Consider the following 23,916-nt stretch of genomic DNA (forward strand, 5'->3'; position numbering starts at 1 on the left):
TTTGTAGTAGTATTTAAATGTAAAAATGGTTTGTCTGTTAGTCTAACAGTTGGTTGGATTTTATACTATAAATATCAATTCCGTGTTCCAGTAATAGCATCTATTTCTATAGTAAATATGATGGGAATATCGTTTTTATTAATCTTACTAGAAAACTGATTGATAAAATCCAATTGGCTTTCTTTCTTATTTCTCATGAGTTTCTGTATCCCTAAATGCATATTGTGGAGTATGGATTTAGCACCACTGCCTTTGTGCTCTTTAAAAGTACCATGCACTAAAACCGATTTCCAATCATTAATAGAGTGGATTGCAGAGACACATAACGACACACTACGATTTTCTCGTAAAGCTTTTATTTTATGTGTATTACTTAAATGACACGTAATATTATTTTCGTCTTCATTATAAAAATAAGTAATGGGTGCAATTGAAGGTTCATTATGATATAAATAGCCTAAATCACCAATGTAATTCGTATGAAGTATGAAGGCTTTTTCATTAGTATTTAAGTTGTCAATCATAATTTCTATTATTTAATTTTAAAAGTAATACATTGTTTAGACCTGCAGAATGACTACAGTCAACTTAATAAGAAACCACCAACACTATGTTTTGCTAAAACTTATAATGTTTAAGCCTATAAAAAAAGCACCAATTTTATAATGTAATTGTACACTATGGTATTGATGCTTTTACTTTGTTTAAAATCACTTATGTGATTAATAGCTCAATAATTACTTGTTAAAATAGTTTTCTACAAAAGCAACTTTCTCATTATTTGTCATCTTATCTGCTGATTCTACCTTAACATTAATGTCCTTAAAATGTAAATCGGTATTTAAGTAATTATGGAGTTCAGTTTTGGCATGCGTTGGACCAAATAAAAGCACCTTGTTATATTTTAAAATAACAGCTGCAATGTCTTTGTAATAATCGCCTTGCATTTGCTGCCTTTTATTATGCATAAGGCTTTCGCTTCTATTTAATGCATCTTCTTTTGTATCGAAAGTAAATTTAGATGCGATAGCATAACTGTTTTTCTTGGAGGCTAAATCAATCAAATTTGCGGTTGAATGATCCATCCATATTCCTAATTTTTTTTGAGTATTCATTTTATGAAGTGTTTTAATGATTTTGTAATCTACCAAAAATGGTATCTAAAGAAGCGCTAAGTTTATCTATAGCGCCTGACACGGCAAGTTCAACGGTATTATCTTGACATGATACAGCAATCGGTTGTTTGCCTTCAATTCTGGCTTCTAGTAAGCATCGCACATCATGGACGCCTTCTTTATTTCCATTCTCATCGGCAAGATGAACTTCTACTCTTGTAATATGGTCTTCATAATTAGTTAAAGCTTCTGCAATCATGGCTGTAAAATAGTTCTGATTTTTTTCACTTCCACTTATTGTTTTATCGGTATTAAATTGAATTGTCATAATTGTATTATTTAATTATTAAGGGGAATTATTTATGTTCTACTTTGGTTTTCATCTATGGTTTTTTTATCGATATTAAATTCTCTATTTTTAATATCGGTTCCACCAGTTGGATTTGTAGGATTGGTTTGACGTACTTTAGTCTTAAATTTTCTGTTATCGCTCATAAATGTATTTTATTGATTTTTAATTACTTATAAGGTAACGTATTACTTACGGATGCACGATGAAATAAGGTTAAGTCTTTGTTAAAGCTAGCCTTCAGGCTATAGAGATAACCTTCTGTAGAACTAAAATAATGGCATAGAATTACCTCCTTATTCTAAACAAAAAAAAAGGGCTACCTATAATAGGACTTGTTTAGTAGATATAAAAGATAAGATATTTGAGGATTTTATTTAATTAAGTATTTAAGGGTTTCATAAACCATTGCTTACACTAACACCTACTCCACCACAAAACGAACCGAAGCCGTTTCAGTTTTTAAAATATAAACACCAGAAGAAAACTCACGAATATCAATTTGAGCACTTTCATCTTCTATATGCTTAGTAAGAAGTAATTTTCCTTGAATATCAAATATGTTGATTGTTCCGATAACTTCATTCTTTTTTGAAATAATTAATTCACCAAAACTAGGTATAGGATACAATTTAAGAGCATTCGCTTCTAAAGTTACATCACTAACAGACAAAGCATTAAACGCACCAAAACCTATGGTACTACCAACATTAGCAACGTCATAAGGTCCAACGGTTCCACCTGCGCCAAACTCTTCTGCTCCTGCATCAAAATTAGCGTCTCTGTTTCCATAGAGAATATCATTGGTTAAAAATGAATACGTTCCTACACCTGCATCAATAGCTGCGCTTCCTGTGGCTAGTCTGTAAAAATCACTTCCACTAGTTAATAAACCAGAAGTTACCGTCTGATTTGAATTGACACCATTGCTTAAATCCCAACTTCCGTTTTGAGTGATGTTGCCTTCGTAGATTGAATTCCCTATAGGTGCTGTAGTTTCTTGAAACGCATTATCACTTGAGTTTAAGATGATGTTATTAGCCACTATTAAGTTTTCTGGGGCTAGAGTCGCGCCACTCAAACTCGTTCCGATTCTAATACCGAGATCACAGTCCACTAATGTATTATTAACTACAAGCACATTTTTTACTTGATAATAACCACTTAAAGGCGAATTTTCTAAACCATTCATAACATTTAAAGCTCCTGTAGTGCTAGAACCTGAACCACTTGGTTTTCTATATCTAAGCCCTTCAAAATAATTATTATAGACTTTATGATCTTCGCCAATAATCCTTACACCACCCGAAAATGAATTGTTATTCCCGAAGAAATAATTTCCATAAACCTCAGTATTATTGCCATGTCTAAGCGTTAAAGTACCTTGGTAATCCCTAAAAGTGTTATTGTAATATTTATTACTTCCGCTTTTGTTTGAAATGATCTCTACTTCACCAGCCCAATTATTAAAAAGATTATCATAAACCTCAGTAAAGGAATCGGAAAGCGATGTTGTACTAACACCAATTCTTATCGCATCTTGGTCATTTAAGCCTAAAACATCATTATTTACAGGAACTCTATCTGCAAAATAGTTATGATGTATTTTAGAATAATCTGGTGTAGAATTGTTATGGTTATCGTTGATAATACTACCAACGCCATTTTTTCCAATAAAAGACGAATAGCTGACCTCATTATAGGCGCCATAAATAATAACCCATTTAAAAACGTCCTCTTCTTGTGCTGACGTCCCATTATAAGCATCCACTTTTATATTTCTAACTGTACAATTAAAACAATCGTTGTTGCTAGTATCTCTGAATTCGATAATAGGCTCTATTCTATCATTATTAGATATTAATCCAGATGCATTTTGAAAAATAACACCTTCAAAAATAATATACGAACCTCCTAAGCTGATGTTTGAACGTCCTTCAAAAAACACATTTCCAGGATTCTGAGCCTTTATAACACATGGTTGCGATGCCGTAGCAGTGACATTTATGGATAATTGCACATTAGTCCAAGTGCCATCAGCAAGTTCAATGATAGTGCCAGCCTGGGCATTTGATACCGCATTTTGAAGTTCGGTGTTAGTATTAACAATTTGTGCGTTAACATTAATAATTAATACGAGTAAAAACAGTGTTACATAATTTTTCATAATTTCTTTATAAAATGGCACACCAAACTGGTTAACCAATTTCAAATATACACATTTATAAAATAGATGTTTTATAAACATATGCTGTATTTGGGTCTTAAACAGTTGTATTTTTGCACCTCTTTTAATTTACTGCATTCAACATGATAATACCTAAGCTACATTATATAACTCAAGGAAATTCTCCAAAGGAGCATATTGCTAATATTCAAAAAGCATGTACGTCTGGTGCCGAATTAGTACAGTTGCGTTTAAAAGATATATCTGAGAAAAAGATATTAAAATTAGCAACAGAAGCTCGAGAAATCACTTCTCATTATCAAACCCGATTAATCATTAATGATCATTACAAAATAGCTAAAGACGTTAAAGCTGATGGTGTGCACTTAGGATTAACTGACATCTGTCCTACTGTGGCTAGAAAACATTTATTTACTTGGCAAATGATTGGAGGCACTGCAAATAATCTGGAAGATTGTGAAACATTAATTGCTAAAAACATTGACTATATTAGCTTAAGTCCGTTTAGAATTGCAGCAGACACTAACCCTTTAATTAAGGCTTTAGGCTTAAAAGGTTACACGGCAATTACTGAAGTTTTAAACACCGAGACTCCAATTCTTGGTTTTGGAGGAATTACTACAAATGATGTTAAAGCGATATTAGAAGCTGGTATTTCTGGTATAGCAGTTGCTACTGAAATCACTAATGATTTTGATAGCATAAAAACATTTAATCAATTGTTAAATGCTTCTGCTACAGCAGAACAACGCCATACATTCAAATAAAAGCTTTTCTTACATAGTAATCATGCCGACTTAGAATCAATCAAGATTTACAAATAACTTTTTATATGAAAAGAAGTAAGCTTGGGTTTATTAAAACTTAATTTTAAAAGCATCAAATAAATGACTCATTGTCCAAGCAGGACCAATCATTAAAAACTGTAAATCTTTTAAGAATGATGGTTTTTTACCTTCATGATTATGACCTATAAATTGACCAATCCAAGACACTACAAAAATGCCAAGCATCACTAGCCAAAGTGGTGCAATTTGTAATAGCGAAATTTGGTCTATTGTTAAAAGTACAATCGCAGAAAACACAAGCATACCAATAAATAATACAAGAGATAAACGCAAATAATAGATGAGACCTAATACAATTACAAGCGTCCCAAAATGAATATAAGGTACCAAAACATGAGGAAAAACAGCACGTATAGCTTCTGGTACAGGAATACTAGCCAATAAACCAATAAGACTAAAAAAGATGAGAGGTACACAAACATAATGTATGGCAATATTTAATTTGGTTTGGTGACTCACTGCATATTCGCTTAAAAGGGCATCTATTTTTCTCATCTAATAGTATTTAGTTTGTTGTTGTTTTAATAAATTTTCGGAGTTCTTGGTATTCGTTTAACCCTTTTTCAGTTAAATATGGCAAGAGCAAATTCCACTGAATTTCTATAGATGGTCGCTTGTTAACCTCGTACTGTTCCGTTTTCATTATTTTTTTTTGGGCTTGCCAAAATGTGCTAATCATCCAAATGGTATAAATAACCTGATCGTAATCAATAGTTTGGTTTTCTGCTACCATTCTACCCGATTCTACATAGTAATCAATCAGTTTTCTAGCATCTTTAAAACGCACTAAATTTGAGGCTTCATATGGTTTTGAAATGCTAGGGTAAACAGTAGAGATGTGCACTATGTCTTTAAAGAAAAAGGCATAACGTTGCTGCAGATTATCAAATTTCTGCATCATCTCTTCAAAATGAAACAAAGTGATATAGGTGTTCTCTGGAAGAATATAATCTAATGTTTCATCATACATTTCTGTATAAATAACCTTTAATAAAGCCTCCTTGTTTACGTAATGATATCTTAAATTCCCTGCACTAATCCCAAGTTTATCGGCTATTTGTTTCATAGAAACTACCGAAAATCCTAAGACATTAAATAAAGAAATCGCTTCTGTTTTAATTTTATGTTTCATAATGATGGTTACGAATATAGAACATAATTACTAGAATATAAAAATAATTAGTAGACGTTGACTAATTAAGGTTATTGTTAATTAGTGTTTTGAAAAAAGAAATTATTAACTATACCGATTGAGGAAGGTTTATCTCGTACAGTGTTTTATTTTATGAAAATTTATACTTTTTCTCGATGAATTCTAAATTGATTACAGAGATATAAAATTAGTTTAAGCTTTAGGTAAAACTCTAATCATCTAAGTTCTTTTTGAAGATTTTTTTTCTCATATATATTAAGTAAATAAGTCCACCAAGTAGAAAAGAATCAATGAAATACGCTTTTGTAAGTTCAAATACTTCTAAATAAGTAAAAATAGTAATGATTGAACTCAACACCCAACTTATTAATGCTGGGAATTCCCATTTGTTAATGTCTTCTAGATTATATTTCTGATTTTTTATCCAAAAGAAATGAATAAAATATATTGAAGAAATTGAAGGCGCAAGAATTCCTAAAAACTCTAAAAAATCAAAGAGATAAGTTGCAAAACCTAAAAGCGCCAAAATAGTTCCCAAAATACTTGAAACAATAGCTACTTTTTTGAATGTCCAGTTTTTATTAATTGTTGAAAATGTTAGACTAGCGGAATATAAATTAGTGGCATTAGTACTCCAGGTTGCAATAAACAATAATATAAAAGCAGGAATTACAAGATTGTATTGTTCCATTATCTTAATAATATCTACTTCGCCAGTTTGTATTGATGGCACAGCACTAAGCATATAAGCTAAAGGTGTGCCAATAGTTAAACCTAATACGGACAATAAACTTTGCTTATCTGTTTTTATAAATCTAGAAAAATCTGCCATTAATACCGGAAACAGAATAGCTGCACCTACTAAGATTGATGTAGCTTCAAAAAGTGTCATTGTACTTTCGTTAGGTACATAGTTGAAAAGTTGAGAAAGACTATCTAAATCCTCAACTGAAAGATAAAATACATAGCCTAAAAAAGCTGTTAAAATAGGAATTGAGATATTAGCAAGTTTTTCAATGCTACGAATACCATAAACAGTTGTTATAGTTATGAATAAACTTGTTACTATTATTATGAGTTCTTTTGATACTTCAATTTTAAATGTACTTATTGATGTATCATATATAGCAATGGCTAAAAGCTCAATGGCTACAGCAAACCAACCAATTAAAGTTATACCAAAAATAAAATTTACAATCTTAGCGCCATATTCTCCAAAACTAAAATGCAGAATCATGTAAGTTGATAAGCGAGAACGATTACCTATTAATGTGGTGGCCGTGCACATTATAGTTAATACAAATGTGGAAATACCAAAGGCTATTAATGCTTGCTTGAGTCCTAAATTAAGAGCAATTTCTGAACCTAAAAATAATGTAGAAACGGATAAACCTGTGCTGGCAATAATGAAACCAACAACCCAACCAGAAACAAAATCTTTTGGTTGTACTTTGGTCGTAGTATATTGGTTTCCTTCTTCTGCCATGTTTAGTTATTTAATAATTTATCTGCTAGTAGTTTTAAATCTTTATGACATACGTTTCCTTTATCTGTAATTTTAATATCATCAAAATAGATAGTAGTGTTAACAACCACGCCATCAAAATGAGATACTGCTTCTTGTCCTAAAGGAGGCATGTCCATAGGGCTTGTATGTCCAAAACCAAAATCTACGCCTCCCCAAATACGTTCATCTTCTACCAGCTCGTGTGTTAACTCTCTCACCTTTGGATTTAAACCTAGCATATTATGTGATATTTTGTACATGTTTTTATCTTTAAAAGCCTCTAAATAGCTTTTAAATTGATGGGCCTCTTCCCCTCCGCTGACTTCGATAATTAGGCCTTCTTTCATAGTAAATGTTACATTACTATTTAAACTGGTATGCTGTAAATGGTCAAAAACTATAGTGCCATTCATGCTACTTAATTTCGGAACAATATTTACAAAACCAGGTGCTGTACCAAATTTAGGCATTGAAAAATCGCCATCATCATAATCGAATGCATAATTTAAATCAACGTCATAAGACACATCAGTTCCATTATCACTAGTAATGTGTACTTTTTTAGAAGCCTTAGCCATTTTGGTAACTTCACTCAGCAACTGTTTTAAGGTTTCAATTTCAAAACCAGTAAAAACACGATGTAGAGAAGTAATAGAACTGTCTGCAATAATGAGGTAACGTAATTTTTTATTATCTCTCATAGCTGTTTCCCAAATATCGGAATATAATAGAACCACAGAATTAGCTTCTATCCAAACGTCAACTTTACAAAGTGCTGCAGTAAGTGCTTCAGAAGGCCAATCTTTCATGCCAGCTTGACTATCTTTTTCCGCTTTAGGAATCCACATTAATAACGGTAAGCCACCAACATCTTGTGTGGCTTTAGCTAAGGCTTCAACAATTTCGGGCTTAGAACCTATATCTACCGTAATGGCAACGGTTTCGCCTTTTTTTACTTTAAACATATTATTAATTAATATGTTAGCAAATTCAGTGATTTGTGATTGCATGTTTTTAATATTTTATTACAAAAGAAAGACGGAAAATTCCACTAATTATTTAAATCGTTTTAAAACTTGAAAGACAATGAGGTGCCAACTGAAAGCGGTTGTCCTCTCCAAGCCACATCATCTGGACTACCAACATATTCTCCTGGTGAGAATTCTTGGTAATACTGTTTATCAGTTAGGTTTTTGCCCCAAATCTCTAATTTCCAGTTCTTGTACGATAGACCTACTCTAGCATCTAAAAGAGAATAAGGGTCTGTGGTATTAGCATCTTGGTTGCTTTCGTGCCAGTACGTTTTCCCTGTAGTATCTAAATTTAAAAATCCATTAAATTTTAATGTATCTGTTATATTGAAAGAGGATTCTAAACCAACAGCAAATGTACTCACAGGTACAAAAGGTGTCTTATTTCCGTTATAGTTAGAGTTGTCCGTAGTTGTGCCATTATCTCCTCCTGTAGTTCCACCTTCAACGATTTCAGCATCAGATAATCCAAAGTTGGCAAATACATCTAAATAGTTGGTTAAACGTGCGCGAGATTCTATTTCAAAGCCAAATATTTTAGTTTCATCATAGTTGTAAACTCCAGCAATAAACGTATTAAGGTCTAATATATATTGTTGTTGATTCTTTAATTTTGAACTAAACACAGATCCATTGAAAATTAAGCGGTCATTCCAAGAGGTTGTTTTAAAACCAAATTCATAGTTGTCTGATGTCTCGTCGTCAAAATCTCTGTTAAATAAATCTGTCGCTTGAGCATTAAATCCTCCATTTCTATAACCTCTTCCGTAATTAGCATAAAACAATACATTTTTATTTGCTTGATATGAAAGTGAAACTTTTGGTTGAAACTCATTATTGTCTCTATCAGAGTTAGTTAAAAACAAATAATCATCTTGTGTAAATTTGTCAATATCATATCTAAATCCAGCAGAAAATGTAAGTTTGTCCGTGATTTTATAATCTCCAAATCCAAATAAAGCAACCGTTTTAGTTTCATTTAAATAGTCAGCAGTATCGTATTCAAAAGGACCGCCAAAGTCAACTCCAGTTGTTCCGTTTTGGTAAAATTCCTTTTTAATATTTTGATAAAACCCTCCTAAACTCCAATCTAATTTAGTATCAGTATTGGTATTAGAAAGTCTAAGTTCTTGGTTAAATGTTTTAGTTGTTATTTCTTCACCTTGTGTTAATCCATCTAATTCTAAGAAATCTAAATCACCAATGGTTGAGCGTTCAACACGATTAAAAGAAGTGATACTCTGCAATTTTACACCACCTAAATTATAGTCCATTTTAAAGTTACCGTAATTGTTAATCATATCTGATTTCCCTAATACATCAGCAAATATTACATTATTTCCGTCTGATGGATTAGGGTTGAGAATTCCACCAGTAAACTCACCATCAGTACCAGTTGGATTGACAGAATAATAGGTTGCACCACCATCTAATTTAAAATATTGGTAAGTGGCAGAAACCGTAAAATTATTAGTTAAATTGGCTTTAATTTGACCTCTTATATTGAAATCTTCAGCAAAATCAACCTTTTTGTCTAAAAACTCGTTGGTAAGTAAGCCGTCGAAGTTTTTGTACTGCGTAGAAAATCTATAAAACACTTTATCCTTAGCAATGGCACCTGACGAAATAAATTGGCCTTTAAAATAACCGCCATTTCCAACACCCAATTGAACGCGATTAGACATTTTATTTGTTGGGTCTTTAGTATAGATATTTACAGCTCCTCCTATGGCATTTTTACCATACAAAGCACCTTGTGGTCCTTTTACAACTTCTACTAAAGCTAAATCATACAATTCTTGACTCAATAAACTTGGATCTGGTATAGTAACTCCATCTACCACAAATGCTAAAGGTGCATCTCCTCCTCTAACTTGTGGTATACCTCTAACAGAAATGAAATTTAAACCTATAGATTGAGCTGAATTAAATTTTAAATTTGGAACTAAGGTTGAAAAAGAACTAATATCTGTTATTCCAGCACTTTCTATACCTTCAGCATTAAAAGCAGTAACCGATTCTGGTGTCACTTGAATAGATTCTGTACGTTTTCTAGATTTACCAATAACACCAGAAAAACCTTTAATATTAACTTCTCCTAAAGACTCTGCAGATTCCGCCAATTCTATATTTATACGGCTTAATCCACCTACATTTATTTCTTGACTTTCAAAACCTACATAAGATATTACTAAAACAGCATTTTCTGTTGTAGTTAATAACTGGTAATTACCATTAAAATCCGAGATAACGCCATTTGAAGTGCCTTTTTCTAAAACATTTGCGCCTGGTAATGGCTCACCAGTGTTGTCAGTAATTTTCCCTGTTACAATTATTTGAGAAAAACCTAAAGCGGAAACTAAAAGAAATACGATTAATATACTTTTTTTCATGATTCAATAAATTAATTAGTTAATCAAATTTAAAATATCAAATATTAATTATGGTTAATTCTTAATACTAAAAATATTTTTAATAATTTTATAATCATTTTAGGAATTTATGAAAACAACTAGCAATGCCTTGGTTTTAAGACCAGAATACTTCAAAATATTAATTGACAAAGTTCATGAGGTATTTATTAATAAACACCAACTTACAAGACTACCAAAAACGTTTCAATTGTATGGTTATGGAGATTTTGATGAGAAAAAACCTAATTTAAAGTCGGATTTTGAAGCCATTGGTTCAGAATTTATAAATGGAAAATATTTATATGATAAATCGAGAGATTTAGAAAAAGGTAAACCTCTTATAAAGCTAAATCAATATTATAAAACCATATTATTACTGTATTTAGGTTATGATAATATAAATACATTTTTAGAAGACCATAAGCTATCAGATTTTGAATACCAGAAACAGATAGATCTTATTTACAGTCATAACAAAGATGTGAGTTATTACTACAATAACTATTATTTTGGTGAGGATGATACGATATTAAAAGGTCAATCTATTATATATGACAACTGGAAAAAAATAAAACATATTTTTATGTATCCATTAGAAGATGGAACTATTAGAGAACATTATAGTCATGGCAGTATAAAAAGACAAGGTGATACTATTTCAATAAAAACCAATACACTTTCTGGCGATAGATATATTGATGGTGCAAGTGAGATTTATTATATAGGTCACAAATCACCATCAAACATAAAGTACCTTATTGGAACGTATTGCACATTTGATTTATTTAATAATTCTGTTGCTGGACGCTCTATTTTAGAAAAATGCAATAGCAAAGAAGAAATGGAAGCGAAATCTAAATCACCAAAAATACCGCCTTACATTGCTATGGAAGTGCGCAACAAACGTATAGTAAATAATAGAATAGTTCCAAGAAATGAATTAGAACTTTCTAGTAATAGTCCTTATGCTTCATTGTATGGGAAGCTTCCTGGTATTTATGATTTAACTTTTAATTTTGATGATGGTTTCGTAGAAACATTAAAATTTAAAATTCTACCAACCAATTTTAGAATTATCACTTTAACGGAAAATGTTTATATTGAGAAAGACCGTATTGAATTATTAAATAAAGGTACTGTAGTAAATTTTAGATTTAATTTTTCAGGTATTATCGCCTTGCAAAGGGTTAATATTTACTTTAAAAGTTATTATCTAAAAACGGATAGTAACACACAACAAGGCGTTTTTAGTGGTATAGACAATGAAAATAGATTAGTACATGGTAAACTTACTGTAAGTTATAGTATTGATTAATTCATATACAATTGGTGGTATACTTATAATTAGTAATAAGCGCAGACTAAAACGATAATATTCTATTTCAGAATATAAAAATAAATAGATATTGAGGTTGGGTAAAACTAGATTTTAAACGTAGTAAGGAAAGTATTGTGGCTTTTTTTATGCTTAATTTTAAGAGCGTAGTTCTATTTGTCTGCGGTTCATCGAAAAAATGTAGTAAAAAACCAACTATTCGATGACTGACATTCTTTTTTGGTTTAAATTATTAATTTTGATTTACTTAACCTACAAAATCAAATGATATGGAATTTAAAAAACTACTATTTAGTTTAGTTGTTGGGTCCTCATTTCTAAATATTACGAGTTATTTAGAAGCCCAAACTAACCCAATTAACCCAACAGAAGCCGCAACTCAATTTAATGTTTTTACCTCTGGTAATGCTATTGCTGTTAAAACAGAATCTGAAGGATCTTGGGCTATTGGTGGTGATTTAACCTTAGATGGCACCATCAATATCTTCGGTGGCGTAAATTATTTTAATGGCGATTCCCAACCTACTGCTTTAGTGGTTAACGGAAAAGTAATTTATACGTCTGGTAGATTACAAATTCTACAAAACAACTATGTTAAAATAGGTGACTTATCAACAAGCACTATTTTTGAAGTTGATCAAAACAATGTAACTAGTAACACCAGAATCACAGCTGTTGGAAATAATTATGATAGCACGCCAAGTATTGCATTAGCAACACCACAAGCTGCGAGTTCTATTGCAGAGAATCCTCAAATAGATTTTGACATTGCTTTTAATCAATTTGAAACAATTTCTACTTTTTTAAGCAGCCAAAGTACTAATGTCACTTGGAATGAAAATGAATTAAGCCAAGGAAAGTTGTGGGTTAATCTAATTGCTAATGAAACCAATATTATTAACTTAACTGTTGCCGAATTCAATGCCTTAGCTGAAATTAAATTTAATACTTTAGAGCCTTCAGAGACTACGCCTTTTATTATAAACATTACAGATACTAGCAATAATGACGAGCTTATTACCATTAACAGTTGGCCAAATATTGTAGGAAGCCCATTAAGTTATTCGCCTTACATATTATACAATTTCCCGAATATAACTTCGACAATAAACTACGTTGGAGGTGCACAGATATACGGAACTATATATGCACCAAAAGCACGTTTTAATAATCGAAGTAATTTTAATATTGATGGTCAAATTATTGTTGAAGCGTTTGAACAAAATTCAGGAGAAGTTCATCCTTATATATTTGATGCTACAATAGATATACCTGATACGCCTACGGAAGAAATATGTGACGGAATTGACAATGACAATGACGGACTCATAGACGAAGGTTTTGCGGATACAGATGGTGATGGTGTTGCGGATTGTATTGATAACTGTATTGATACATACAACCCAAACCAAACCGATGCAGATGAAAATGGCATTGGAGATATTTGTGAAACTACTGAAGAAGAAGAAATCTGTGACGGAATTGACAATGACAATGACGGACTCATAGACGAAGGTTTTGCGGATACAGATAGTGATGGTGTTGCGGATTGTATTGATAACTGTATTGATACTTACAACCCAAACCAAACCGATGCAGACGAAAATGGCATTGGAGATATTTGTGAAACTACTGAAGAAGAAGAAATCTGTGACGGAATTGACAATGACAATGACGGACTCATAGACGAAGGTTTTGCGGATACAGATGGTGATGGTGTTGCGGATTGTATTGATAACTGTATTGACACTTATAACCCTAACCAAACCGATGCAGATGAAAATGGCATTGGAGATATATGTGAGTCTCCTGAATTGGAAGATTATTGTGATGGCATTGATAATGATGGCGATGGTCTTATAGACGAAGGTTTTTTTGACACTGATGGCGATGGTGTTGCAGATTGTATAGATAATTGTCTGTACACTTTTAATCCGGATCAAGCAGACTTAGATGGTAATTTAATAGGTGATGTATGTGAATACCCAGATGGTGCTGCTGGTCGATCGGCTAATTATTTAGACGTATACCCTATTCCATTTGAAGGTATTATTAATTTAAAATACAATGCAGCTATAGGTACAACTGCCACTATTGAAATATTTGATGTTACAGGAAACGTACTTAAACGTATCAATAATTCTATTGGTAAAGCCACTACTTTAACCACTCTAGACTTAGGTGATACAGCCATTGGACATCATATTCTATTTGTACGTTTAACAACCAATGATGGCACCATAGTCAAAAAAATCATTAAAAATTAAAGCTAAAAGAGCAGAGAATTAAATAAGCAAAACTAAAAGCCAGATAAATATTATTTATCTGGCTTTTAATTTTAACACTATGCTTTAGTTATTTTATTTGTTTTCCGTTTCCGCTTTCCTAAAGGCTTCCATCATTTCTATTGCAGATAAATGTGGTCTTCCTGTAACTGTTTCAAAATCTGAAGGCACATCATTTGCACCTTCTTTAATGCCTTCATAAATACCTGCAATAACAGTTCCCATAAAATCACCTAAAGCTTCAATTCTTTCTGCTTTGTATGCTTCAACAGATTCGTTTTTAAAAACTAAATTGGTATTAAAAACCGTATTAATATCCTCTGCAAGTTGCTTTTGTGTAATGGCATTACCCACAAGATTATAAATATGATTATTGTGTTTCTCCTCAGTTAACATTTTAGCGTAAGCATAACCTAATTCTTCTCGGCTTGTGTATGTGCATTTTCCATCTGCAGCACAATTTCTTATTTCACCTTCTTTTACATAGGTGTCTATGTATTCTAAGTCTGGTTCTATATAAATGCCGTTTCTTCCAATAACCCATTCTAATCCTGAGTTTTGAATATCTTTTTCGGTTTGCCTGTTGGTTTGTACAATTGGACTAAATGCATTGTTTTCTTCGGCTCCAACAATACTTGTGTACACTATTTTTTTAACACCATTTTGCTTTGCTGCTTCAATAACATTTCTATGTTGCACAATTCTCTTATCTGGTGTGTCCATTCCGGAAACCAATAAAACAGCATCTATTCCACTTAAAACGGCATCAAACTGTTCTCTACTGTTATAATCTCCTTTTCTTATTTCAACACCTAAATGCGCTGCTTTTTCTGGTGTACGTGCAATTCCTATTACATTATCCTTACCAATTAAATTCACAAGATGTTTCACTATGGAAGCGCCTAATTTTCCGCTTGCTGATGTTACTGCTATTTTCATGATAGTTGTTTTTAACAATTAATAATTTGCTCATACAAAGATGCCTGATTTTCTAAGAAAACTTAAGATGAATCTTAGCCAAAAAATGGTAAATGTATGCGCTAAGCTAGACAGTGTTTTATAGCTTCTTCTATTTGTACATCTGCCATATCTAATAGATTCTTATTCCCTTTTGGTTTCAAAATAGATAACTCTGTACAAGATAATACCACAGGATGTTGAGCTGTATAAGTATTTATTATACTATGATATTTTTCAATTAATTGGGCTGTCTCAGTTTCGCTGTAAATTTGCTTTCTCACAGTATCGATAATTAGCATATCCTCTTCAGAAGGCAATATGACTTCAATACCATTTGCTACAAATTGATTTTTAATATATGTAGCATTCATGCTGAATAACGAACCAAACAAAACAACCTTAGTCCAATTGTTTTCTTTAATTCTTTTAATACTCAAATGAACAGGATGCAGTACGTTTTTGGTGATATTTAATCTATCTATAGTTTCGTGAAGTGTAATATTTGGAACTAAAACCTGCTGTATATTATAGGTTTCTATTTTGCTTGTATAAACTCTTAGAGCCGCATCTAATTCCTTTGAAGGGTTTGGTAATAAAGGATTAATAGCGTTGAAGTCTATATTTAATAATACAAATGGACATGTGCTGTAACCACCTTTCGCTTCATTGTATAAACGATTCAATTCGCTCAAATAAAATAAGGTTGAACGACTCCCAAGTCCTAATATGGCAAGTTTTGTTTCTGGCATTTTAGTCTCTTGTCAAAATATAATCTGCAAAATAGGCTTTGCTATCCATTATTTTGGTGTCTAGCTTAAAATCTGTTTCTGCAATAATTTGTTCAATCAAAGCATCATTATATTTTCTTGAAATTTCGGTATGTATTTTTTCACCAGCCTCAAAATGATAGGAAACTCCAATAGATTTTATGTGCACCGTTTGTTGGGTTGTACTAACAATAAAACTTTTCGCAATGCCATCATCTTCATTATATTCTGGCTCATGTTTAAATTGATTCAGGTTAAAATCACCTCCTAATTCATTATTGATTCGTTCTAATAAATTCAAGTTGAATTTTGCGGTAATCCCTTGATTATCATTGTAAGCAGGAAGTACAATATCCTTAGATTTTATTAAATCTACACCTAATAACAATTTATCACCAGGTTTTAGATTAGCGCCTAAATTATAGATGAATTGTGCGGCTTTTTCATCATTCATATTTCCAATATTAGACCCTAAAAACAAAATAACTTTGGGTTTGTTACTTTCTTTTAAAGACGCTAATACTTCAAAATAATCACCCTGTTGTGTTTTTACAGAAACGTTTGGTAAAACTTCCGATAAATCTTCCTTTAACAAACTCAATGCGTTTGCAGAGATATCAATTGGAAAATAATCGAAACTAAACTGTTGAGCATCTAATGCGTTTAGAAGTTTTTTTGTTTTTAAACCATCACCTGCACCTAACTCAATAAGTTCAAAATAAGAGTCTGGCTTTAACTGAAAAGCACTAATTAAATCTTGGGTTTTATTTTGAAAAATATCTAACTCACTACGTGTTAAATAATATTCAGGAAGATTCATTATTTCAACAAAAAGGGCATCACCGATTTTGTTGTAAAAATATTTTGAAGGTAGCGTTTTTGGATGGTTCTCTAATCCTTGTTTTACTTCTTTCTTAAACGTTTCAATCATCTATTTTACTAATCTTATTCCAGTAAATTGCCAGCTTTCTGTTGGGTTAAAAAAATTACGATATGTAGGTCTGCTGTGATTTTTAGATGTTGCCACAGATGCGCCTCGCAATACCATTTTATTACTCATAAATTTGCCGTTATACTCACCTACTGCTCCATTTGCTTTTTCAAAATTTGGGTATGGTAAATAGGCACTGTTTGTCCATTCCCAACGTTTTCCCCAATGTAGTTGCTGAGCAGCAATCTCCCATTCGAATTCTGTTGGCAATCGCATACCTTTCCACTCCGCATAGGCATTTGCTTCGTAATAATTGATATGACTTAATATCGCATTTTTGTCTACTTTTTGTAATCCTGAAAGGGAATAATAATGCCATTCTCCTTCAATATTATGCCAATATAATGGTGATTTTATATCATTTTTATTGACCCAAGACCAACCTTCATCTAACCAAAGATTAAAATCAGAATAGGCACCAGATGCCATAAACTCTAGATATTCTCCATTAGTCACCAAATGATTATTTATCTCAAAATCATCCACATATACTTTATGAACACCTAACTCGTTATCATAGCAAAAGTCATCTCCTTGGTGACCAATTTTATAAATGCCAGCTTTAATCTTGATGCTTTCGGTATTTGAATTTGTATCTTTTATAAGATTAAAATCTTCATCATACACAGGAAAAAGAGGATTGTGACCAAGCATGTACTTTATATCTGTCACCAATAATTCTTGATGTTGCTGCTCATGGTTTAAACCTAATGTTACTAATTCTATTATTTTAGTATCGGAAATAGCACTTAAAAGCTCTTGTATTTTAGCATCTACATAAGCTCTATATTCATAGATTTTATCTGTACTAGGTCGCGACATATTACCTCTATTGGTTTGCAATATTCGGTCTCCCACATTATTGTAATAGCTATTAAATAAAAAGTTAAAATCAGCATCAAAAGTTATATAATTCTGAACGTAATTTTTAAGAATAAAGGTTTCAAAAAACCAAGTTGTATGTGCTAAGTGCCATTTTGCCGGACTTGCAAATTGTACGACTTGAATCGAATAGTCTTCTATCTGTAAGGGTTTACAAATAGCTTCCGTTTGTTGTCGGATGTTTTTATATGTATGTATAATTTCTTTGGACAAAATAAATTGTTTAACTATTAATATTGGTTAATTGCTTCTTTAAAAAAATCTACAGCATCAGCTTCTGTTACATTTAAAGCTGGTAAGATAGCACCTTTGAAGCCATCAGTCTTCCAATCACCTTTTTTAAGTGAACTAAAATGAGATGGATTTATAGTGTTATTTTCTTTATAACCACTGATGTACAAATAATGGTAATCACTTAAACTATCTGGTATGGCAAGCCCAAGCCCTAAATATATGTCGTTATTAAGCAATTGACTATAAATACCAGTATCAAAATGATGAGGCCATATCCTGATGTCTGCATTTTTACCAAAGTCTTTATTAATTTGCTCGAGACTTAATTGTGCCATCGTTCTCAATTGTACCAACTCTTGTAATTCTTCCGTACTTTTTAATTGAAAAACGTAAGAATTATTAATACTGTATGGTAAATCGTAATGTAAATTATACCTGTATTCTTTACCTAAATGTGCTTTTGAAGTATCTGCTAACCAACTTAAAACATCTTGATGCGTTGCACCATCTAAATCAAAAGAAACTGTTCCAGTTTTTGATTTCCACTGTAATGAAAAGTCGTTATAATTTAGACATAATTGGTCTCCATTTTCTGAGAGCACATGTGTTTCTAAAGTGCCATTTTTAATATTAAATCCTAAATTGGTATGGCTGTCATCAGCTTTTTTGTCAAGGAAACTAATTCCTGCTGCTGCTAAATATTGTGCAGCTAAATGCATTTGTTCTTTCATGGATTCTTAGTTTATTCCTGCGTAATTAATTCCTGTAAGTTTATGAATATCAACATCAAAAGTGGATAAATCATCGTGATTAAATTTATTGACATCATCATAACCACAAGCTCTTGCTACGACTTTAATTAAATCATTTGTAGCATCAAAAAAGTTATGTAATTGTTTTGCTGAAGAGTCTATAATTAATCGACTACGTAAAGATTCTTTTTGAGTTGCAATTCCCACAGGACAATTGTTACTTCCACAAGCGCGCATGCCTAAGCAACCAATGGCTTGTAAAGCAGAGTTTGAAACTGCAATGGCATCTGCACCAAGCATTAATGCTTTTGCAAAATCTTCTGCAACCCTTAATCCACCAGTAATTACTAGAGTAACATGGTTGGCTCCAAATTTATCTAAATATTTACGCGCTCTAGCTAATGCCGGAATTGTTGGCACATTTATATGGTCTCTTAAAATGGTTGGTGCAGAACCTGTTCCGCCACCACGACCATCGAGTATGATGTAATCCACACCAACATCGAGTGCAAATTGGATATCTTTTTCAATATGACTTGCTGCTATTTTGAATCCAATAGGAATTCCACCAGTTCTCTCACGAACTTGTTTCGCGAATTTTTTAAAATCATCTACACCATGAAAATTAGGAAACGTTGCTGGTGAGATAGCCGTTTCTCCTTCTTTTAATCCTCTTACTTCAGCAATTTCTTTACTTACTTTACTACCTGGTAAATGTCCTCCTGTGCCTGTTTTTGCACCTTGACCACCTTTAAAATGAAAGGCTTGAACATTATCTAACTTATCCCAAGAAAACCCAAATTGAGCGGATGCCAATTCATAAAAATATCTCGAATTATTAGCTTGTTCCTCAGGAAGCATGCCGCCTTCACCAGAACAAATACCTGTTCCTGCAAGCTCTGCTCCTTTAGATAATGAGATTTTAGCTTCTCTAGATAAAGCACCAAAACTCATGTCACTAACAAATAAAGGAATATCTAATTCTAATGGTTTTTTAGCATTTGGACCAATAACCACTTTAGTTGCCACAGACTCTTCATCCAATAATGGACGAGTTGCTAATTGCGCTGGCAAAAACTGTATACTATCCCATTTAGGTAATGTATTTCTATCCACTCCCATGGAAGCAGAAAACCCATGGTGTCCAAGATTTTTAAGTCCGTTTTGAGCTAATTCTTTAATATAACCTGTATATGGTTCTGTCTCTTCAGGATGTGTATCTGCATAAGCACCTAAGTAGGCGTTGCGATTAAAGGGTTGTGGATAATTAACTAAGTAAGCATCGATTTCAAACGCATCTACATATAAATCATCACCTTCAATTTTTGTTGAAAATTTATGAAGTACTTCTTTGTTATTGTATTCAGAAACACCAGAATCTACACGATAATCCCATCCATGAACACCACAAATTAAGTTGTGTCCATCAACATGTCCATCAGACATTAAAGCGCCTCGATGCAAACACCTTCCATAAAGTACAGAAATATCGTCATCGAACTTTACAATGACTAAATCTAAACCATTGACCAAAGCGTGTTCAGGCTCTTTATTTTTTAATTGACTTACTTTAAATACTTTGGTTGGTTGTTTCATTTTTTGAGCTTTTTTTGGTTTTTGATTCTCTTTAGGTCGAACCAATTTTAAAAAAATTACAGAAGCACAAAATATAAAAGTAAAGACTGACCAACTTGACTAAGAATTTGCAATTTTTTTGTTTTTTCTAAAAATAACGAATTTATTTTTTACAACCGGAATTCTTATAACGAAACCTAAACCAACAATTACAGCATAAATCATCCAAGTTTTATCTAAAATGGCAACATGAATTAGGCTTAATAAAACAGCAACATATGCAAAGCTTTGTAGTTTTTTCCAATTCTTTTTAAGTCGCTTCATAGATTTTCTATTAGACGTAAAAAGCAACGGAATTAATATTAATATGGCAATAAAACCTAGAACATAATTAACTTGTGAAAATGTTTCCAAAAAACCTTCAGCTGCAATAAAAATAGCGAAATGAATTAAACTCCATATTGCCGTTGCAATTCCCATAGCTTGCCGTACAAAGAGGTTGTTAATTCCAAAAATAATAAAAACTGGTGTACATGTTAGTACTGCTGTCATCCATCTTATGGCAAATTCTCCAGAAACATGATATAACATCTCTACTGTTGTTTTGTCATTTCCCACTACATTCTCTGCAAAGGAAACTGACAAGCCATTAGAGAAATCAACGTTTATCATTTTAAAAATTACCAATAAAGGTAAACTAGCTAAAATGGCAACAATTATCCAACCGAAATTCTTTTTTAGAAAATTCATAGCATCTTATTTATACATGGTATTGTTATTATTAGACGTTTTTGGTATTTGCTGAATACTATCCCAATGCTCTACAATTTTTCCGTTTTCATCACATCTAAAAAAATCCATAGTAATATATTCATCATTATCTGGCCAAATTTGATGTGTATGCAATGCTACTAAATCACCTTCTGCAACATTTCTTACAAAATCAATAGATTTTACAGGAAACTCCTTTTGCATTCTGTCAAAATAATCTATAAAAGCCTGTGGACCATCAGCAACCATTGGGTTGTGTTGTATATATGTTTCACCAACATATAATTCTACAGCTTTGGTTGGGTTGCCTTCATAAGCCATTTTGTAAAACGCAATGGCATTTTTTTTATTCAGTTCTGTATTCATACTGTTACGTTTTAGACTTTAATTCTTCTAATTCTTTTTCTAAAGCTTCGGCTTTTTCTTTAAACTTTTGCATTGCTTTTTTAAGTTGACCTACTTTTTTTATCAATTCTTCATCTTGAAGGGATTGGTAAGAAATCACACTGTTAAGTTCTTTTATTTTTGACTTGCCACCACAAGTTGGGCAATTAGATACTTGACTCATAATCTCATTATTTTTTAATGGTTATTAATACTACTTTTCCGCCAAATTGATACTTTAATTGATACTTACTATTTTGACGAATAACATTTATAAATGCTTTAGTTTCTGCCATTTCTGCATTATCAACATAGATAAATGTATTGCTATGAAAATTAGATTCTAGCATTTGAAATATAGGTAAGTACAAATCTTTCCATCCATCTAACAATAATAAGTCAATTGGATCGTCATGATTTTTTAAGGTTTCCATAGCATCTCCAATTCTTACATCAATAAGGTCGCTAACTCTTGCTTTTTTAAAATTATCTATAGCCTTTTGGGCTTTCGAGTCAATTAATTCTGTGGTAATTATGTGTCCACCTGTTTCAATGACACCTTGAGCTAAAAACAGTGTTGAAATACCAAAAGAAGTTCCAAATTCTACAATATTTTTTAGTTTATTATCTTTAATTAGTTTTATTAATCCTTGGCCTTGTTCTTTAGAAATAGACAGATATGCATCTTTAAAATCTAATGGTTGCATTCGTCTAAAAATACTTTTTGCTGCACCCTTCATCATTTTTAGCATATCGTATTTTGAATCTTCAAATAGTTCGCTTATGGTTGTTTTTATTTGATTTTGTGGTGAAGTTATCATATTTTCTATTTTAAAAAAGAAGGAATATCAAAATAGTATTGATACTCCTTCATGCTATTAATCACTATTTAATTAAAACTTACCGTTTGTATTTTTCCATTCAGATTCTGCTGGAATTGGTGCAATTACATCCCAATGTTCAACAATTTGTCCATTTTCAAGTCTGAATAAATCATAAAAAGCTGTGTGTTCACCTTTACCAAATTTTCCTTCGCTCATTGCTAACACAAAGTTGCCTTGTCCTAATACCTTATGTACTTTCGTGAACTCCATAACCAATCCGTTTTCAACAAAATACTGCATTGCTGCGCCAAAGCCCTCCAAACCATCAGCAATAGCTGGATTGTGTTGGATGTATTTTTCAGGATTTATATAAGTCGTCAATTTATCCATTTCATGATTTATGACTACTTTTTCAAGAAACTGACTAACCGTATTTTTGTTTGCTTCTGTTTTTTCTAAATCTGATACTTCAGTTGCGCCATCAAATTGAGTGTGTCCACTTGGATTTGGCTTTTGAATCTCTAATAGATTATCCCAATGTTCTACAATTAAACCATCTTCAAAACGAAATACATCAAACCCTACTTTTGGTCCGTAAAAATCATATTCAGTTTGCGTAAACACATATTCTCCATCTTCAAAAGCACGAATTACATTTGCTTTAAAACCTCCTGGAGGCGCATGTTGCATAACTGCTCCAAAACCAGCTAAACCATCTGCTACACCTAAGTTATGTTGAATGTATTTGTTAGGATTGATATAAGAAATTGGTGTTTTATCTCCTGTATTAAAACTGTTTAATAATGCGACTACTTTATCCTTTTTTGATAATTTAGCACCATTGTTTTTTAATGAATTAAGTGTTTGATAACGTCCCATCCATATGGATGACTGATTCATCATACCCATAAATTCTTTGGATATGTTATTGTTCATAAATGGTTGTAAAGCTGCATCAGAATGACCTTTGTTATCCCAATACACAGCAACAATTTGCTCTCCATTTTCATTTACACCAGTAATACGTTGTAAAAAACCTTCTTGTTTTGATGTAAACCCTTTCTCTACTCTTTTATTGATTTTATTAAATGTATTCATGTCAATACCTTCTTTTGTTTCAAAAGACATGACTTCAACAAAATTGCTATTAGTTGCCTTAAATTTATCATCAATGATATAACGAGACATTTTCATAGAAGCACCCTCAATCATAGAAGCATAATCGGCTACAGATGCATCAGACATAAATTTTTCCATGGATGCTTTGGCATTTTCAAGAGTTTCCCAATATACCAAAACCACATATTCTCCATTTTCATTGATACCACTTTGACGCTTAATAAAACCTGGCTGCTTTTTTGTGAAATTGGCTTCTATTTCAGCATCAAGTTTATTAAAAACCGGTGTATTGGTAACAGATTTTGTTTTGAAGGTTGTAACCTCTAAAACAGATTTTGCATTACTACAACTGCCAACAAATAAACCTAGTATGACTAATGCTATTAATTTAATTTTCATTTTTAATATATTTTAATATTGGGTAATAATTT

Annotated in this window: 24 protein-coding genes; 3 read left to right on the top strand and 21 right to left on the bottom strand. The window is 32.0% G+C overall.

Annotated elements, in window-relative coordinates; translation table 11 throughout:
• Window positions 1-74: 74 nt before the first annotated feature.
• The 5 genes from Q0807_RS11645 to Q0807_RS11665 all read right to left on the bottom strand — a co-directional run bounded on the left by Q0807_RS11645 (window position 75) and on the right by Q0807_RS11665 (window position 3,631).
• A complete protein-coding gene (locus Q0807_RS11645; RefSeq protein ID WP_299110044.1) occupies window positions 75-524 on the bottom strand; it encodes a pyridoxamine 5'-phosphate oxidase family protein in 450 nt (149 codons plus the stop codon).
• A 213-nt stretch (window positions 525-737) separates the two neighbouring features.
• Window positions 738-1,115 (bottom strand): hypothetical protein, encoded by a 378-nt coding sequence (locus Q0807_RS11650; protein ID WP_299110046.1) that lies wholly within the window; start codon window positions 1,113-1,115, stop codon window positions 738-740.
• 13 nt (window positions 1,116-1,128) lie between these two features.
• Window positions 1,129-1,443 (bottom strand): HPF/RaiA family ribosome-associated protein, encoded by a 315-nt coding sequence (locus Q0807_RS11655; protein ID WP_299110048.1) that lies wholly within the window; start codon window positions 1,441-1,443, stop codon window positions 1,129-1,131.
• A 32-nt stretch (window positions 1,444-1,475) separates the two neighbouring features.
• Window positions 1,476-1,610: a hypothetical protein gene (locus Q0807_RS11660; protein ID WP_299110050.1), complete on the bottom strand. Its 135-nt coding sequence runs from the start codon at window positions 1,608-1,610 to the stop codon at window positions 1,476-1,478.
• Window positions 1,611-1,888: 278 nt separating this feature from the next.
• A complete protein-coding gene (locus tag Q0807_RS11665) occupies window positions 1,889-3,631 on the bottom strand; it encodes a chondroitinase-B domain-containing protein (RefSeq protein WP_299110053.1) in 1,743 nt (580 codons plus the stop codon).
• Between the two features lie 143 nt (window positions 3,632-3,774).
• Here Q0807_RS11665 and Q0807_RS11670 point away from each other — a divergent pair, with 143 nt between their 5' ends.
• On the top strand, window positions 3,775-4,419 hold the full coding sequence (locus Q0807_RS11670; protein WP_299110056.1) for a thiamine phosphate synthase: 645 nt from the start codon (window positions 3,775-3,777) through the stop codon (window positions 4,417-4,419).
• A 90-nt stretch (window positions 4,420-4,509) separates the two neighbouring features.
• Here Q0807_RS11670 and Q0807_RS11675 read toward each other — a convergent pair whose 3' ends face one another.
• The 5 genes from Q0807_RS11675 to Q0807_RS11695 form a co-directional block, all read right to left on the bottom strand.
• The gene (locus Q0807_RS11675) at window positions 4,510-4,995 is read right to left on the bottom strand and encodes a DUF962 domain-containing protein (RefSeq protein WP_299110060.1); all 486 of its coding nucleotides are present in this window, start codon (window positions 4,993-4,995) and stop codon (window positions 4,510-4,512) included.
• A 10-nt stretch (window positions 4,996-5,005) separates the two neighbouring features.
• The gene (locus Q0807_RS11680; RefSeq protein ID WP_299110063.1) at window positions 5,006-5,632 is read right to left on the bottom strand and encodes a TetR/AcrR family transcriptional regulator; all 627 of its coding nucleotides are present in this window, start codon (window positions 5,630-5,632) and stop codon (window positions 5,006-5,008) included.
• A gap of 232 nt (window positions 5,633-5,864) precedes the next feature.
• Complete coding sequence (locus tag Q0807_RS11685) at window positions 5,865-7,139, bottom strand: cytosine permease (RefSeq protein WP_299110069.1); 1,275 nt, start codon at window positions 7,137-7,139, stop codon at window positions 5,865-5,867.
• 2 nt (window positions 7,140-7,141) lie between these two features.
• On the bottom strand, window positions 7,142-8,170 hold the full coding sequence (locus tag Q0807_RS11690; RefSeq protein WP_299110072.1) for a hypothetical protein: 1,029 nt from the start codon (window positions 8,168-8,170) through the stop codon (window positions 7,142-7,144).
• A 59-nt stretch (window positions 8,171-8,229) separates the two neighbouring features.
• A complete protein-coding gene (locus Q0807_RS11695) occupies window positions 8,230-10,584 on the bottom strand; it encodes a TonB-dependent receptor (protein WP_299110076.1) in 2,355 nt (784 codons plus the stop codon).
• Between the two features lie 109 nt (window positions 10,585-10,693).
• On the opposite strand from Q0807_RS11695, the gene Q0807_RS11700 reads away from it, so the two are divergent.
• Both Q0807_RS11700 and Q0807_RS11705 read left to right on the top strand, forming a co-directional pair.
• On the top strand, window positions 10,694-11,920 hold the full coding sequence (locus Q0807_RS11700; protein ID WP_299110079.1) for a hypothetical protein: 1,227 nt from the start codon (window positions 10,694-10,696) through the stop codon (window positions 11,918-11,920).
• A gap of 290 nt (window positions 11,921-12,210) precedes the next feature.
• Window positions 12,211-14,208, top strand: coding sequence for a collagen-binding domain-containing protein (locus Q0807_RS11705; protein WP_299110082.1), 1,998 nt, complete (start codon window positions 12,211-12,213; stop codon window positions 14,206-14,208).
• Between the two features lie 93 nt (window positions 14,209-14,301).
• Here Q0807_RS11705 and Q0807_RS11710 read toward each other — a convergent pair whose 3' ends face one another.
• The 11 genes from Q0807_RS11710 to Q0807_RS11760 form a co-directional block, all read right to left on the bottom strand.
• Window positions 14,302-15,165, bottom strand: coding sequence for an SDR family oxidoreductase (locus Q0807_RS11710; protein WP_299110085.1), 864 nt, complete (start codon window positions 15,163-15,165; stop codon window positions 14,302-14,304).
• Window positions 15,166-15,266: 101 nt separating this feature from the next.
• Window positions 15,267-15,935, bottom strand: coding sequence for an aspartate/glutamate racemase family protein (locus Q0807_RS11715; protein WP_299110088.1), 669 nt, complete (start codon window positions 15,933-15,935; stop codon window positions 15,267-15,269).
• A gap of 1 nt (window position 15,936) precedes the next feature.
• Window positions 15,937-16,884 (bottom strand): L-histidine N(alpha)-methyltransferase, encoded by a 948-nt coding sequence (gene egtD / locus Q0807_RS11720; protein ID WP_299110091.1) that lies wholly within the window; start codon window positions 16,882-16,884, stop codon window positions 15,937-15,939.
• Window positions 16,885-18,042: an ergothioneine biosynthesis protein EgtB gene (egtB, locus tag Q0807_RS11725; protein WP_299110230.1), complete on the bottom strand. Its 1,158-nt coding sequence runs from the start codon at window positions 18,040-18,042 to the stop codon at window positions 16,885-16,887.
• Window positions 18,043-18,056: 14 nt separating this feature from the next.
• Window positions 18,057-18,791 (bottom strand): hypothetical protein, encoded by a 735-nt coding sequence (locus Q0807_RS11730; RefSeq protein ID WP_299110094.1) that lies wholly within the window; start codon window positions 18,789-18,791, stop codon window positions 18,057-18,059.
• A 6-nt stretch (window positions 18,792-18,797) separates the two neighbouring features.
• On the bottom strand, window positions 18,798-20,408 hold the full coding sequence (locus Q0807_RS11735; RefSeq protein ID WP_299110097.1) for a glutamate synthase-related protein: 1,611 nt from the start codon (window positions 20,406-20,408) through the stop codon (window positions 18,798-18,800).
• Window positions 20,409-20,507: 99 nt separating this feature from the next.
• On the bottom strand, window positions 20,508-21,137 hold the full coding sequence (locus tag Q0807_RS11740) for a ferric reductase-like transmembrane domain-containing protein (protein WP_299110100.1): 630 nt from the start codon (window positions 21,135-21,137) through the stop codon (window positions 20,508-20,510).
• Window positions 21,138-21,143: 6 nt separating this feature from the next.
• Window positions 21,144-21,524, bottom strand: a complete 381-nt coding sequence (locus Q0807_RS11745; protein ID WP_299110103.1) for an ester cyclase — start codon at window positions 21,522-21,524, stop codon at window positions 21,144-21,146.
• A 4-nt stretch (window positions 21,525-21,528) separates the two neighbouring features.
• Window positions 21,529-21,726, bottom strand: a complete 198-nt coding sequence (locus Q0807_RS11750; protein ID WP_299110106.1) for a hypothetical protein — start codon at window positions 21,724-21,726, stop codon at window positions 21,529-21,531.
• 7 nt (window positions 21,727-21,733) lie between these two features.
• Window positions 21,734-22,363 carry an O-methyltransferase gene (locus tag Q0807_RS11755; RefSeq protein WP_299110109.1) on the bottom strand — a complete coding sequence of 210 codons (630 nt, stop codon included), beginning with the start codon at window positions 22,361-22,363 and terminating at the stop codon, window positions 21,734-21,736.
• 72 nt (window positions 22,364-22,435) lie between these two features.
• Window positions 22,436-23,884, bottom strand: a complete 1,449-nt coding sequence (locus tag Q0807_RS11760; protein ID WP_299110112.1) for a nuclear transport factor 2 family protein — start codon at window positions 23,882-23,884, stop codon at window positions 22,436-22,438.
• Between the last annotated feature and the right edge of the window lie 32 nt (window positions 23,885-23,916).

The organism is uncultured Winogradskyella sp. (assembly GCF_947495255.1).
Classification (GTDB): domain Bacteria; phylum Bacteroidota; class Bacteroidia; order Flavobacteriales; family Flavobacteriaceae; genus Winogradskyella.

Excerpts from the sequence above, each read along its gene's own strand:
- Q0807_RS11665 (WP_299110053.1), bottom strand. The coding sequence starts at position 3,631 with ATGAAAAATTATGTAACACTGTTTTTACTCGTATTAATTATTAATGTT.
- Q0807_RS11655 (WP_299110048.1), bottom strand. The coding sequence starts at position 1,443 with ATGACAATTCAATTTAATACCGATAAAACAATAAGTGGAAGTGAAAAA.
- Q0807_RS11740 (WP_299110100.1), bottom strand. The coding sequence starts at position 21,137 with ATGAATTTTCTAAAAAAGAATTTCGGTTGGATAATTGTTGCCATTTTA.
- Q0807_RS11675 (WP_299110060.1), bottom strand. The coding sequence starts at position 4,995 with ATGAGAAAAATAGATGCCCTTTTAAGCGAATATGCAGTGAGTCACCAA.
- Q0807_RS11685 (WP_299110069.1), bottom strand. The coding sequence starts at position 7,139 with ATGGCAGAAGAAGGAAACCAATATACTACGACCAAAGTACAACCAAAA.
- Q0807_RS11695 (WP_299110076.1), bottom strand. The coding sequence starts at position 10,584 with ATGAAAAAAAGTATATTAATCGTATTTCTTTTAGTTTCCGCTTTAGGT.
- Q0807_RS11645 (WP_299110044.1), bottom strand. The coding sequence starts at position 524 with ATGATTGACAACTTAAATACTAATGAAAAAGCCTTCATACTTCATACG.
- egtD (WP_299110091.1), bottom strand. The coding sequence starts at position 16,884 with ATGATTGAAACGTTTAAGAAAGAAGTAAAACAAGGATTAGAGAACCAT.
- Q0807_RS11735 (WP_299110097.1), bottom strand. The coding sequence starts at position 20,408 with ATGAAACAACCAACCAAAGTATTTAAAGTAAGTCAATTAAAAAATAAA.
- Q0807_RS11660 (WP_299110050.1), bottom strand. The coding sequence starts at position 1,610 with ATGAGCGATAACAGAAAATTTAAGACTAAAGTACGTCAAACCAATCCT.
- Q0807_RS11650 (WP_299110046.1), bottom strand. The coding sequence starts at position 1,115 with ATGAATACTCAAAAAAAATTAGGAATATGGATGGATCATTCAACCGCA.
- Q0807_RS11715 (WP_299110088.1), bottom strand. The coding sequence starts at position 15,935 with ATGCCAGAAACAAAACTTGCCATATTAGGACTTGGGAGTCGTTCAACC.
- Q0807_RS11710 (WP_299110085.1), bottom strand. The coding sequence starts at position 15,165 with ATGAAAATAGCAGTAACATCAGCAAGCGGAAAATTAGGCGCTTCCATA.
- Q0807_RS11700 (WP_299110079.1), top strand. The coding sequence starts at position 10,694 with ATGAAAACAACTAGCAATGCCTTGGTTTTAAGACCAGAATACTTCAAA.
- Q0807_RS11745 (WP_299110103.1), bottom strand. The coding sequence starts at position 21,524 with ATGAATACAGAACTGAATAAAAAAAATGCCATTGCGTTTTACAAAATG.
- Q0807_RS11670 (WP_299110056.1), top strand. The coding sequence starts at position 3,775 with ATGATAATACCTAAGCTACATTATATAACTCAAGGAAATTCTCCAAAG.
- Q0807_RS11705 (WP_299110082.1), top strand. The coding sequence starts at position 12,211 with ATGGAATTTAAAAAACTACTATTTAGTTTAGTTGTTGGGTCCTCATTT.
- Q0807_RS11680 (WP_299110063.1), bottom strand. The coding sequence starts at position 5,632 with ATGAAACATAAAATTAAAACAGAAGCGATTTCTTTATTTAATGTCTTA.
- Q0807_RS11755 (WP_299110109.1), bottom strand. The coding sequence starts at position 22,363 with ATGATAACTTCACCACAAAATCAAATAAAAACAACCATAAGCGAACTA.
- Q0807_RS11730 (WP_299110094.1), bottom strand. The coding sequence starts at position 18,791 with ATGAAAGAACAAATGCATTTAGCTGCACAATATTTAGCAGCAGCAGGA.
- Q0807_RS11750 (WP_299110106.1), bottom strand. The coding sequence starts at position 21,726 with ATGAGTCAAGTATCTAATTGCCCAACTTGTGGTGGCAAGTCAAAAATA.
- Q0807_RS11690 (WP_299110072.1), bottom strand. The coding sequence starts at position 8,170 with ATGCAATCACAAATCACTGAATTTGCTAACATATTAATTAATAATATG.
- Q0807_RS11760 (WP_299110112.1), bottom strand. The coding sequence starts at position 23,884 with ATGAAAATTAAATTAATAGCATTAGTCATACTAGGTTTATTTGTTGGC.